Source organism: Breznakia pachnodae, assembly GCF_030814225.1.
Lineage (GTDB): Bacteria > Bacillota_I > Bacilli_A > Erysipelotrichales > Erysipelotrichaceae > Breznakia > Breznakia pachnodae.
This window is the reverse complement of the sequence record NZ_JAUSUR010000003.1, coordinates 339,231-351,217: the sequence shown is the minus strand read 5'-3', so window position 1 is coordinate 351,217 and position 11,987 is coordinate 339,231. Positions and strand designations below refer to the sequence as shown.

Genomic DNA, 11,987 nt, shown 5'->3' with positions numbered 1-11,987 from the left:
ACAGAAATTCTTTCTAATTGCTATCACTAATAAAACTATCTAAGTAGTTAAAAAGTTTCAAAAAGAAAAACTTACTCATTTTCGAGTAAGTTTACTGTACTTCCTGTACTGCGTGATTGTAGATATCATACCATTCCAATCGGTCCAGTTCAATATCAACACCTTTCGCAAGCTGTTTTAAGTGCTCCACTTTAGTTGTACCAAAAATTGGTTGAATATGAGCTGGATGGCGCATAATCCATGCAACTACAATTGCACTTTTTTCAACATTATACTTCTTTGCATACTTTTCCAGACAATCATTTAATTCTTGATATTTAGGATTATCTAAATAAGTACCATCTTTTGATGTTGGCTGAAAAATTGACCAGGCCTGAATTGTAATATTATGCAGTCTTGTGTAATCAATAATATATCCATCACGATCATATGCTGGTTCTTCTGGTGTATTCATAAACAGTGTTGGGCCTAACATTCCTGCATGTGCTGGATTAAAGTGCAACTGGTTTACAATCAATTTCTGATTCAGCTTACTTTGCAGATAATCAATTTGCATTGGTGGCATATTGGAAACACCGAAGTGTCTTACCTTACCTGCTCGTTCAAGTTCATCAAATGCTTCCGCAATCTCTTCTGGCTCATATAACGCATCTGGGCGATGCAATAATAAGATATCAATATAATCAGTCTGTAGTCGCTCTAAACTCTTGTCTACGGACTCTAAGATGTGTTTCTTACTAAAATCATATGACCCATGCATAATTCCACACTTTGTCTGAAGAATCATCTTTTTACGATATTCTGGATGACGTTTCAATACTTCACCAAACAATTGCTCACATGCTCCATCATCTGGTGCACCATAAATATCTGCGTGATCAAAGAAATTCACTCCTTCATCAAGAGCAGTCTTCACAAGTTCTTCCATTTCTTCTACACTTAAGTCTGCCGTTCGCATAACTCCATAAATTAATTGAGATGCATGTAAATCATCTCCTAGTTTTAAATATTTCATTTCCTTTCCTCCTTTGAAATTACTATACAACTATTATTTTATTGTATAAGCACTTCTTTTCCTACTGAGACGATTAAAAAACTCATTCGTCTGAATGAGTTTAAGGTAGCATTCTGCCAATTGCCTTTGTATAAATGTAATACCAGTCTGCTCTTGATAATTCAATATCACAACCAGCACACATTTCAATTAAGTGTTTGCTTTTTGTTGTTCCAAAGATTGGTTGCATATTTGCTGGGTGACGTAAGATCCAGGCAATTACAATTGCTGTTTTACTTACATTATATTGATCAGCAAATTCTTGCAGGCAGTCATTAAATTCTTTATAGTCTGGGTTATCAAGGAATGTTCCTTCTTCCCAAGAAGCTTGCATAATTGACCAAGGTTGAATTGTTACACCTTTAAGTCTACAGTATTCTAAAATTGATCCATCATGATCTACTGCTTGTGCTTCCTTCATATTTGCAAACAATCCATTTGTTACCATTCCAGCATGGATTGGACTGAACTGTAATTGGTTAAACAATAACTTTTGTTTTACTCCACTTTGCAGTAATTCCATTTGCATCGAATTCATATTAGAAACACCAAAGTATTTTACTTTTCCACTTGCTTCTAATTCATTAAAAGCTTCTGCAACTTCACTTGGTTCCATTAATGTATCTGGACGGTGCAATAACAGAATATCAATATAGTCAGTTTGTAGTCTTTTTAGACTTTCATCAACTGAGTTAATAATGTGTTCTTTACTAAAGTCAAAGTAACCTACTTTATCTCTGCGAATTGCACATTTCGTTTGAATTACCATTTTCTCACGCATATCAGGATTGCGTTTTAAAACTTCTCCAAACAATTCTTCACTTTTTCCTCCACCATAGATATCTGCATGATCATAGAAATTAATACCTTGGTCCAAAGAAACTTTTACTAAATCTTCTAATTCTTCAACACTCATACCTGCAATACGCATACATCCAAATGCTAATTGAGATACTTTTAAATCATCTTTTAATTGTAAGTATTTCATTTTTACCTCCAACTTTCTTACCTTTATTCTATATCATATTTTTCTTTTTTCATACTACTTTATTTCGAAGTGAATAAATGATAAAATAGCACTGTTTGAAAGGAGCATTTATGAATAAATTATGGGGTCATTTTTCAACAATCACTAAACATAAAATTCAGGTTACTGCTCTATGTTTTCGCTGTGGTTTATACAAACAGGGATTACTCCATGACTTATCAAAATATTCTCCTGTAGAATTTCTTTCTGGAGTAAAATATTTCCAAGGAAATAGAAGTCCTATTGATAAAGAAAAAGAAGTAAAAGGATACTCACTTGGGTGGTTACACCATAAAGGTAGAAATAAACATCACTGGGAATATTGGTTAGACAATGGACCTAATGGAATCAAGCCTTTGGATATGCCAGAGAACTATGTTATCGAAATGTTTTGTGACCGTGTGGTTGCGTCCAGAATATACCAAAAAGAGAATTATCGTGATGACAGTGCATTGATTTATTATTTAAATGGTAGAAATCATGTGTTGATTCACCCCAACACTGATAAACTAATTATGCATTTACTAACTTACTTAAGTGAACATGGATTAGATGATACTGTAAAATATATAAAAAGAAGATCATTCGCTATTGAATGATCTTTATTTTGACCCTACGGTTATTCTTTCTTTAATGTGATTTCCATTCTCAGCTTCATCTATCATTGCAACTGCATAATCAGCATAACTGATATAACTCTTACCATCTGCATTCTTCAACAATTCATCACTACCTAACTGGTACTCTCCTGTACGTTTTCCATCTGCATCAAATATCATAGAAGGACTAACATACGTCCAGTTCACATCCTTGTGTGTGCTTAATCGATTAAATGCCTTTGCCATACTTGCAGCAAGTGATTTTCCACTCTCTGGGAAATCAGGAGTATCAATCAGACGAACTCTTCGATTGGAGTCAACATATAAACTTCCTGCTCCACCAACAATCAATAAACGATTTGGTTTTCCTTTCAATAAATACACTAGATGCTTTAATGATGTCTGATGTTGAATTACATTCTCATCACCCCATGCACCAAATGCATCAATGATAACATCAAAATCCTTAATATCATCATAAGTTAAATCAAATATATCCTTTACGATATTTGGAACATTTTCCACCTGTTTCTTTTCATTACGAACAAATGCGGTTACATCCAAACCTCGATTGTGCGCTTCCTCCACTAGTTTTCTTCCTTGTTTTCCAGAAGCGGCTAACACTGCTATTTTCATCTTATTACCACCTTCCAATTACTAACTATTTACTTTCCATACAAGTATGATAGCACAAATTCATTTAATTGTAGCCTTACACAAACTAGAAACTATTTACCTTAAATATAATGTTATCAAAATAGCTTTAAAATAATAAAAGTGACAATCATTACGACCATCACTTCTACAATTTATTAATATTTAATATCCTTTACTTTCAAGTATTTTCTCAAGTTTCTTCTCTGACAATATTTCATGAGATACTAATTCTCCATTATAGAATAAAGAGAATGTTGTAAATGGAATTGGTGCTTTATCTGCCTGTTCTTTTGATTCAATATGAACCACTTCGATATCAACACCACGATTTTTTGCATACTCTTTTAAGATAGGAACATATTTTGCAGTAAATGGACACTGATTTGTATAATACATTACAAACCCTGAAGGCATTTCCTTTTTATTTGCTTCTTTTAATGACTCTTTAAATTTAGGCTTTTCAGCTGCTTTATCAAATGGTAAATATAATAGCTCAAAATATGGTTGCGCACTATCTACACTTTCAAATCCTTTATATTTCATGAATTTTGGATCTGAAAGAAATCCCATCTTCTTTGCCGAAGATAAAATTACTAATCCCTTCTTCCCTTTTTCTTTACTATCTCTTATACATTCTTCCAACAATAGATTTGAGTAACCCATTCCCTTATATTTTCCTGATACCCACAAACAGTTAATAAACATATAACCATCTGCATCAACAGGTACCCACGCATATTCAGCAGGAAGATACTCAATAAAACATTTTCCTCTTACATCACACTTCAAAAAAACAAGTCCATTATCAAACTGTTCCTTTAACCAAGACTTCTTTGACTTTACCTGAACATCATCGTTGTTGGAAATTGCACAACAAATATGTTCCACTTCAATATTCTCATTATTTACTCTTATTAAATCCATCCTGTTTCCTCCTCTGTGACTCTCCATTATGATACTTAAATTATACCATTCATATATAGGTGTCACAATGTTGTTTCATTACAAGAAAAAAGAATAGAACACCGTCTATCCTTCATTATCCAATTCGCTTTAAATACTTTTTTGACTCCTCTACATATGGAAGTGTATTTCCATTTTCAACTACTTCTTCAAAGAATACTTTTGCTTCATCTTTACGTTTTAATTCATAAAGACATTTCCCTTTTAAATACGCATGTGTTACTTCACGATACTTTGTAGAATTAGGAAATTCATCCATCAATAATAAAGCTTTTTCATAATCTTTTTTATAAATTGTATAATCCAATTCTACCTTCTTAGCCAATTGAGGTTGCTTCCCTTTCATCAATGTCAACAAATTAGAGTGATACAACTCCACATCATCATTATTGTTTTCATCAATAGCAAATCGAAAATTAAATAAAGCAGCAGTAATTTTATCACGTCTTAAATATCTTTGATATTCAGCATCATTAAATAATTCTTTTGCTTTTTTCAGATTATTTTCAATACGATTTGCCCCTATACATAAAGTAACCATAAAATTCTTTGCATTTCTAGCATACTCTCGTCTCTGACAGCCTTCAGTTGTCAGTTTCAGGTAAGATTTACTGTCACACTGATCATTTAGCACTGAAGTAACTGGAAACATTGCACGGTTTGTTAAAGATGTGCGAATCTTGTTTTCAACAACCACTCCAATAACCAAAACCACAATATAACAAATTGCAATTACAACTATTCTTCCTGAGAAATCTTCTGGAATAAATCCTGGCAATAAAATTGCTGGAGGAAATATAATAAAGAACATTACAATTCCAACAATTGTAGTAGTTCGTTTTGACTTCTTATAATAAGTATTTATTATTTGCTTTATTTGCTCATCCTTCATAAGTAACCTCCATATATTAATCTATTTTCATTAATAATTGTTTTGCCATTTCCACAATTGGTAATGTATTTCCATATTCAATAACATATTCAAAATTAACTTTTGCTTCTTTATAATCTCTTAACTGAAAAAGCGCATAACCCTTCATATATGATACAGTAACTTTCGCATATTGTGTATCTGTTTCGGTTTTCGGAAGAATATCCAAGAACTGTTTATAGTTTCCTTTATAAAACAAATAATCAATATTTACCATTTTCAAAATAGCTTCCGCCTTCTCATCATTATTACTAACCATATCCATTAGTTTCTGATAATTACTTTCAAACAGTTTAGAATCATTATCAATAGCAGCTATTTCCATATTTGTATATGCTGCAGTAGCAGGATTTTTCAAAAGAACTCTCTCAACAAAAAACGGATCTTTCAATAATTCTTTTGCCTTATTGCTCATTCGTTGCGCTAAACAAGCTTGGAGATAATTACTTATAATTATTAACCTTACAATTTTTGATTGGGAATAATTATCATATGCGAATGCTAAGATTCGATAAAACAACTCACTATCACAATCATCATATAGTATTTTTTCGATTTTTTTCCACTGTTTATTTAATTTTTTAATATATAGATTATTAATTAATTTCACAACTATAAAAAGAGACAAAGCTATGAGTATTATTAATATGAGACTTCCTTTCACTTGAGTTGCAACATATAAAATCACAACACACATCAAAAATACAACCAACCAAATATTTCTTTTAACATTTGCTAACCCTTGAAAGTTCTTTTTTAATAATGCTTCTATTTGTTCATCACTCATACTTGACCTCCAAATTTGAGTTTATTCACTTATCTCTAATAATAATTTCTTGGCTCTTTCGACCTGAGGTAATGTATTACCATTCTCTATAACATAATTTAATTGTTCAATTGCTTCATCATTTCTTTCTAATTTATTTAAACTTAAACCTTTATTAAAAGCTATAAGCACTTGCGAAATATTTGTCTCTAATTTTGTATCATTCAAGATGTCAAGTGCTTGTTTATAATCACCATCATATGCAAAATATAAAAAATCTAATTCCTTTTTTAATTTCTCAAATTTACTTCCTCTTTTTTTTCTTATCTTATCAATTAAGCATTGATAAGATACTGAAAATTTCAATTCATTCTTTTCGTGCCACGCTATTATGAGATCTAAGTAATTCAAGTAAATCTTGTTTCTTTTATTAAATCTTATGAAAACATTATCATTCATTAATTCTTTAATCTTTTCTGAGTCCTTATCAAGATCGCAAATTCTAATATATGCGTGAATCATTATCTTCCTAATAATATTCACATCATAATACTCTTGATATCCATACTTAATAAGTTTTTTGTAAGACTCAAAATCACAATCATCTTCTAATACTGCATTAATTGGAGCAATCAATTTAAGTTTTATTTTATTGACTGAATAAAATAATATCGCATTAGCGATAAGATAGACAAAAATAAAAATAAATTTATTAATTTCGCTAGGCGAAGAAAGCAATATAGATGAAATAAAAATTACTGCAGCCATAAAAACTATAGGTCCTGCAAAATCAACAATTCTAGATTTTATAAAATATGAATCCATCATGGATTTAATTTGTTCATCACTCATTCTAGTTCCTCCATAAAGTAAAACTATTCTTCCTAATTTAATTCTAACAATATCGCTTTTGCTTCTTTAACTTGTGGAAGTGTATTACCATTTTCCAAAACAAATTCTAAATAGCTTTTGGCGTCAGAACATCTTCCTAATTTATATAAACAGCTTCCCTTTCTCATATTAAAATCAATCTCATCTGATTTTGAAAATGCTTTTGTTTCTTCAATTATTTGAATAGCTGTTTCATACTCGTGATTATATTCTGCATATTTTATATCTAAAATCTTTTTAATTTGTTGAAATCGAGAATTATTTTTTTTACTTATAAAATCATTTAGCAACTGATAAGATTTTTCCAATTGTTCATCGTCATTTTCAATAATCGCAATTCTAAAGTTTATCCATTCTTTTTGAAAAATATTCTTTCGCATCAAATTCTGATACTGTTCATCATCAAAAAAATTCCTAACTCTTCCTACATTACCTCCAATCACACAACAATCAACATAATATTGAAGCATAATCTCTCTTGCGGGCTTAGGAAATCCATTCTTTTCATATCCATATGTAAGAGCTTTTTTATACGATTCATAATCGCAATCCTCATCAATTATTTTAATAAACATTGGTAATTGCATTGAAATAAACGTTGCAATCAATATTAATACCAAGAGAAATGCCATAATTATAAAAGGCATAAGAAAAAGCAAAGATTTATTATTTGTTTGATACAATATAAATACATAAGTTATACAGATAATTCCGTATAAAGTATACCCTGCTATTGTAATTATCATAGATTTTATAAAATAGTTATCTACCATAGACTCAATTTGTTCATCACTCATTTTATTCCCTCCATAAAATGCATTATTCTTTTACTATTCTCAATACACAATTCAATGAATTATGATCTGAAAAACTAGTTTCAACCATTCCTGATTCAATCATTTCAAAATCGTCTGTATAAAAGATATTATCTGGAGATGCAACACCTCGAAATGTAATATAAGGATTTAGATCATGATTCATTTGATTCAAGTCTAAAACTGTTTCTTTGTTTTCATCCCAATAAGCATTGAAGTCACCCATCAGTATAGTATTCTCTCGTTCAATATGTTCCTTTATATATGCTATCTGATCGGTATGATAATTCCATGATTTCCATGTCAGATGTGTATTATATACATTAATAATTTCATCTCCTACTACTATTTCAGCTTTCGCTAATACTCTAGGTTCTGAAAATAAATCAGTTGGAAGTTCTTGTGAAGATACTTCCTGTATTGGATACTTACTGATAATCCCCAAACCATAATGACCATCTAATAACCACATTGATTTATAAAAATAGTAGTAGTCCATTCCCAGACCATCTGCAATCTCTTTTACCATATCTATATCTTTTGAACGAAGTGAATTTTTATCCACTTCCTGTAAACAGATAATATCCAGGTCTAATGGTTTTAAGTCATTAATTGCTTTATCTAAATCATTTCCGTTATTTAATATCTTTACGTTGTAGGTAGCTACATGAATTGTTTCTACGTTCTCAATATCATTTTCTACATCAAATGTTTTCGTGTAGTCTCTTTTTTCAAATCGCCAGAGACAGAATACAATAATTGCCACTACAAGAATTATAGTGGCAACAGTTATTACTTTATAAATTGCTTTCATCAGTTTTACTGACTACTCTTCCTCTTCCAGTAATCCTAAGATTTCTAAGATACGATTTAAATCATCTACACCTTGATATTTGATATTGATTTGTGTGTCATCAACGACAACTTTTGTCTGCAGTTTTTCTTGCATTACTTTTACAACACCGTCATATGCAGATGTTTTATCTTCTTTTTTCTTTTTATTCACATAAGGATTTTTTGCATCTTTTACCAGTTTTTCAACTGCACGTACACTTAACTTTTCATTAATTGCCTGTTTTGCAACTAACAGAATATCTTCTTTGTCATCAAGTGCTAACAATGCTCTTGCATGTCCCATTGTAAGCTTTTTGTTTACAACATATTGTTGTACCTTATCTGGTAGTTTTAATAAACGAAGCGTGTTAGTTACATACTCACGAGACTTTCCAATTTGCTTTGCTAACTGCTCTTGTGTATATCCTAACTTTTCAATAAGGTTTGATAAAGCAATTGCTTCTTCAATTACATTCAAATCTTCACGTTGAATATTTTCTAGCAGTGAAATTTCCATCATTTGTTGGTCATTAAACTCAACAATGATTGCAGGAATTTCTTTTAATCCAGCTAGTTTCGATGCACGAAGACGACGCTCCCCTGCAACTAACTCATATCCCTTTACTGCTTCTTTTACAAGTATTGGTGTAAATACTCCATGTGTAGCAATTGATTGTGATAACTCTTCTAACGCAGCCTTATCAAACTCTTTACGAGGTTGGTAAGGATTCGGTTTGATCTTCTTCACATCAATTAATGTCGTATCACTGACACCTTCTACTTTGCCTTGCTGGATATCTTCTAAAATATCATCAACATTTTCACCAAAAATTGCAGACAATCCTTTTCCTAGTTTTTGATTACTCATTATTCTTTTTCCTCCCGGTTAGCTTTTTCTACTTCTGCTGCTAAACCAGCATAAGCTTTTGCCCCTTCACAGCGAACATCATATTCAAAAATTGACATTCCTCTTGAAGGAGATTCAGAAAGACGAACATTTCTAGGAATAAACGATTTATACACTTTTTCTTTAAAATGTTTACGTACTTCTTGTTGAACTTCCAAAGAAAGTTTTGTTCTTGCATCAAACATCGTTAATACAACACCTTCGATTTCAAGTTTTTCATTGAATAACTGTTGTACTAAGCGAATTGTAAGCAACAACTGCATTAACCCTTCCAGTGCATAATATTCACACTGTACTGGAATAATAACTGAATCTGCTGCTGTTAATGCATTGGTATTCAAAAGTCCCAACGAAGGAGGACAATCAATAATAATAAAATCATATTGATCTCTTACCTTGTCTAACTTCACTTTTAATAATTCTTCTTTACCTGTATCATATTGTGCCATCTGTAAATCCGCACCAGCTAAAGAAATATTGGCAGGGACAATATCAAGTGGTGGATTCTGAATCTTCTTCTTAATCTGATTTACTTCATAGTCTTCCATGATTAAATTATATACACTTAATTTACTGTTCGCATCACTGGCACCAATTCCTTGGGTAGCATTTCCCTGAGGATCAAAATCCACAAGTAATACTTTCTTACCTAAATAACCAAGCCCACTAGCTAGGTTAATTGATGTTGTAGTTTTCCCAACTCCACCTTTTTGATTTGATATTGCGATTATTTTTGCCATAAATTACACCCTCTACTTCTTTATCTTTATTTCTACGGTTACATATTCATCATCACTGGTTTCCTGAAATGTAATTCCAAGCCCACTCTTTTCCACCATTTCACATGCTTTCTTCAGTGTATTCACACCAATCTGAATATTTCTAGAATATCCTTTTTCCACATTTCTTGGTTTCTTTTCTTTTTCATCCTTATTTTTAATGGCAGCTTCTGTCTGTGCTACTGTCCATTTATTTTTAATAATCTTTGAAAGCAATTCATTTTGTTCTTCTGCCTCTAAGTTCAACATTGCTCTCGCATGACGCTCACTGACTAATTTTGATTCAATTGCATTTTGAACATTAATATTCAAATTCAATAAACGAATCTTATTGGCAATCGCCGGTTGCGATTTCCCAATCTTATGAGCCAGTTCTCCCTGTGTCATATTATTTAATTGCATAATTCTTAAATATGCTTTTGCTTCTTCAATTGCACTCAAATCCTCACGCTGTACATTCTCAATAACAGCCATATACATACTCTCACTGTCACTAGAAGAAATAATATAAGCAGGTACTGCTTCATAATTCAGATACTTACATGCTCTTAATCTACGTTCTCCTGCAATCAGTTCATAACGCATCCCTTTACTTCTTACTGTAATTGGTTGCACTAACCCATTCTCTTCAATTGAACTTGCCAGTTCCGCTATTGATTCCTCATCAAAAAAGGCTCTTGGCTGATATGGGTTGATTTCAATATCATTAATGTTGATTTGCTTTACTTCATTCATTCCTACTTACTCCTTAATGGATTCTTTTTAATCTGACCAAAGGCTCTAGGATACTTCTTTGGAGTACTGCCAACCTTTCTGATCACCAGATTATTTCTGATTTGACCATTCAAATCCTGATAGTCGATTGCCTCAACTTCTCCTTTAAGAACCTTTAAAGCCGACTGCGCTTCCTCTAATTCTATATCGATATTGGGTCCTTTCATCGCAACGAACACTCCCCCTACTTTTACCAAAGGAATACATAACTCCGATAGCATAGTAAGATTTGCGACTGCTCTGGCACTCACAATATCATAATATTCTCTTTTTTCTTTTACATAATCCTCTGCTCTTGCATTAACTACAACTACATCACTTAATCCCAGCTCTTTCACAAGTGCATTAAGAAACGTACATCGTTTCTGCAAAGGCTCTACAATCCACACCTTTAAGTGTGGATATACGATCTTTAGTGGAATACTGGGAAATCCTGCACCACTACCTACATCACACATGGAACCTTTCATATCAATTGCATACGACATTAAAATACAATCTAAGAAATGTTTTTCATAGATATCTTCTTTCTTCGCAATTGCCGTAAGATTCATCTTTTGGTTCCATTCAATCAGCATTTCTGCATATGTTTCAAACTGTTGTTTTTGATGTTCGTTTAATTCCAGATTATGATTCTTTAAATTTTCTAAAAACTGATTTTTTTTATCTTCCATCATAACCTCGCTTATGTTTAACATTATATCATAAAACATACAATATGATATAACCTTAAACAAAAAAATAGGGCCCATTATTTCATCTTCAATAACGAGCCCTATCAACTATTTGAATTTTCCAAATTATTCTCCTTCTATATATAAATTCTATCTCAAGAATTCGTAGCAGTTCTTTCTGCTTTTATTTGTTTCTTACTTTAAATTTTATCTCTTGATCTTCCTTTGTATTTCCTTTCTCAATTACTACTCTTAGATAAAATATTTATTATTATCATTTTTCATTATCGTTTTTTTCTTCTTGCTATACTTATAG

At 31.6% G+C, this 11,987-nt stretch carries 14 protein-coding genes; 1 reads left to right on the top strand and 13 read right to left on the bottom strand.

Going from position 1 to position 11,987, the window contains the following annotated elements:
• Positions 1–91: 91 nt before the first annotated feature.
• Both J2S15_RS10175 and J2S15_RS10170 read right to left on the bottom strand, forming a co-directional pair.
• Positions 92–1,015, bottom strand: a complete 924-nt coding sequence (locus J2S15_RS10175; RefSeq protein WP_307407931.1) for an aldo/keto reductase — start codon at positions 1,013–1,015, stop codon at positions 92–94.
• A gap of 100 nt (positions 1,016–1,115) precedes the next feature.
• A complete protein-coding gene (locus tag J2S15_RS10170) occupies positions 1,116–2,042 on the bottom strand; it encodes an aldo/keto reductase (protein WP_307407930.1) in 927 nt (308 codons plus the stop codon).
• Positions 2,043–2,152: 110 nt separating this feature from the next.
• Between J2S15_RS10170 and J2S15_RS10165 the strand changes: the two genes are divergently transcribed.
• Positions 2,153–2,680 carry a DUF5662 family protein gene (locus J2S15_RS10165; RefSeq protein ID WP_307407928.1) on the top strand — a complete coding sequence of 176 codons (528 nt, stop codon included), beginning with the start codon at positions 2,153–2,155 and terminating at the stop codon, positions 2,678–2,680.
• Between the two features lie 3 nt (positions 2,681–2,683).
• On the opposite strand, the gene J2S15_RS10160 is transcribed toward J2S15_RS10165, so the two are convergent.
• The 11 genes from J2S15_RS10160 to rsmG all read right to left on the bottom strand — a co-directional run bounded on the left by J2S15_RS10160 (position 2,684) and on the right by rsmG (position 11,671).
• The gene (locus tag J2S15_RS10160) at positions 2,684–3,316 is read right to left on the bottom strand and encodes an NAD(P)-dependent oxidoreductase (RefSeq protein WP_307407926.1); all 633 of its coding nucleotides are present in this window, start codon (positions 3,314–3,316) and stop codon (positions 2,684–2,686) included.
• 183 nt (positions 3,317–3,499) lie between these two features.
• Entirely contained in the window at positions 3,500–4,261 is a 762-nt protein-coding gene (locus J2S15_RS10155) for an N-acetyltransferase (RefSeq protein WP_307407924.1), read from the bottom strand.
• Positions 4,262–4,376: 115 nt separating this feature from the next.
• Positions 4,377–5,192 carry a tetratricopeptide repeat protein gene (locus tag J2S15_RS10150; protein WP_307407922.1) on the bottom strand — a complete coding sequence of 272 codons (816 nt, stop codon included), beginning with the start codon at positions 5,190–5,192 and terminating at the stop codon, positions 4,377–4,379.
• 16 nt (positions 5,193–5,208) lie between these two features.
• Complete coding sequence (locus tag J2S15_RS10145) at positions 5,209–6,018, bottom strand: hypothetical protein (RefSeq protein ID WP_307407920.1); 810 nt, start codon at positions 6,016–6,018, stop codon at positions 5,209–5,211.
• 21 nt (positions 6,019–6,039) lie between these two features.
• Positions 6,040–6,849: a hypothetical protein gene (locus tag J2S15_RS10140; protein ID WP_307407918.1), complete on the bottom strand. Its 810-nt coding sequence runs from the start codon at positions 6,847–6,849 to the stop codon at positions 6,040–6,042.
• 32 nt (positions 6,850–6,881) lie between these two features.
• Complete coding sequence (locus tag J2S15_RS10135; protein WP_307407916.1) at positions 6,882–7,685, bottom strand: hypothetical protein; 804 nt, start codon at positions 7,683–7,685, stop codon at positions 6,882–6,884.
• Positions 7,686–7,707: 22 nt separating this feature from the next.
• Positions 7,708–8,517, bottom strand: coding sequence for an endonuclease/exonuclease/phosphatase family protein (locus tag J2S15_RS10130; RefSeq protein WP_307407915.1), 810 nt, complete (start codon positions 8,515–8,517; stop codon positions 7,708–7,710).
• 12 nt (positions 8,518–8,529) lie between these two features.
• Positions 8,530–9,405 (bottom strand): ParB/RepB/Spo0J family partition protein, encoded by an 876-nt coding sequence (locus J2S15_RS10125; protein ID WP_307407913.1) that lies wholly within the window; start codon positions 9,403–9,405, stop codon positions 8,530–8,532.
• Positions 9,405–10,184 (bottom strand): ParA family protein, encoded by a 780-nt coding sequence (locus tag J2S15_RS10120; RefSeq protein WP_307407911.1) that lies wholly within the window; start codon positions 10,182–10,184, stop codon positions 9,405–9,407. Before J2S15_RS10120 ends, J2S15_RS10125 begins: the two co-directional genes overlap by 1 nt.
• A gap of 12 nt (positions 10,185–10,196) precedes the next feature.
• Positions 10,197–10,958, bottom strand: a complete 762-nt coding sequence (locus tag J2S15_RS10115) for a ParB/RepB/Spo0J family partition protein (RefSeq protein ID WP_307407909.1) — start codon at positions 10,956–10,958, stop codon at positions 10,197–10,199.
• A gap of 2 nt (positions 10,959–10,960) precedes the next feature.
• Positions 10,961–11,671, bottom strand: coding sequence for a 16S rRNA (guanine(527)-N(7))-methyltransferase RsmG (gene rsmG / locus J2S15_RS10110; protein WP_307407907.1), 711 nt, complete (start codon positions 11,669–11,671; stop codon positions 10,961–10,963).
• Positions 11,672–11,987 lie beyond the last annotated feature (316 nt).

Excerpts from the sequence above, each read along its gene's own strand:
- J2S15_RS10175 (WP_307407931.1), bottom strand. The coding sequence starts at position 1,015 with ATGAAATATTTAAAACTAGGAGATGATTTACATGCATCTCAATTAATT.
- J2S15_RS10170 (WP_307407930.1), bottom strand. The coding sequence starts at position 2,042 with ATGAAATACTTACAATTAAAAGATGATTTAAAAGTATCTCAATTAGCA.
- J2S15_RS10165 (WP_307407928.1), top strand. The coding sequence starts at position 2,153 with ATGAATAAATTATGGGGTCATTTTTCAACAATCACTAAACATAAAATT.
- J2S15_RS10160 (WP_307407926.1), bottom strand. The coding sequence starts at position 3,316 with ATGAAAATAGCAGTGTTAGCCGCTTCTGGAAAACAAGGAAGAAAACTA.
- J2S15_RS10155 (WP_307407924.1), bottom strand. The coding sequence starts at position 4,261 with ATGGATTTAATAAGAGTAAATAATGAGAATATTGAAGTGGAACATATT.
- J2S15_RS10150 (WP_307407922.1), bottom strand. The coding sequence starts at position 5,192 with ATGAAGGATGAGCAAATAAAGCAAATAATAAATACTTATTATAAGAAG.
- J2S15_RS10145 (WP_307407920.1), bottom strand. The coding sequence starts at position 6,018 with ATGAGTGATGAACAAATAGAAGCATTATTAAAAAAGAACTTTCAAGGG.
- J2S15_RS10140 (WP_307407918.1), bottom strand. The coding sequence starts at position 6,849 with ATGAGTGATGAACAAATTAAATCCATGATGGATTCATATTTTATAAAA.
- J2S15_RS10135 (WP_307407916.1), bottom strand. The coding sequence starts at position 7,685 with ATGAGTGATGAACAAATTGAGTCTATGGTAGATAACTATTTTATAAAA.
- J2S15_RS10130 (WP_307407915.1), bottom strand. The coding sequence starts at position 8,517 with ATGAAAGCAATTTATAAAGTAATAACTGTTGCCACTATAATTCTTGTA.
- J2S15_RS10125 (WP_307407913.1), bottom strand. The coding sequence starts at position 9,405 with ATGAGTAATCAAAAACTAGGAAAAGGATTGTCTGCAATTTTTGGTGAA.
- J2S15_RS10120 (WP_307407911.1), bottom strand. The coding sequence starts at position 10,184 with ATGGCAAAAATAATCGCAATATCAAATCAAAAAGGTGGAGTTGGGAAA.
- J2S15_RS10115 (WP_307407909.1), bottom strand. The coding sequence starts at position 10,958 with ATGAATGAAGTAAAGCAAATCAACATTAATGATATTGAAATCAACCCA.
- rsmG (WP_307407907.1), bottom strand. The coding sequence starts at position 11,671 with ATGGAAGATAAAAAAAATCAGTTTTTAGAAAATTTAAAGAATCATAAT.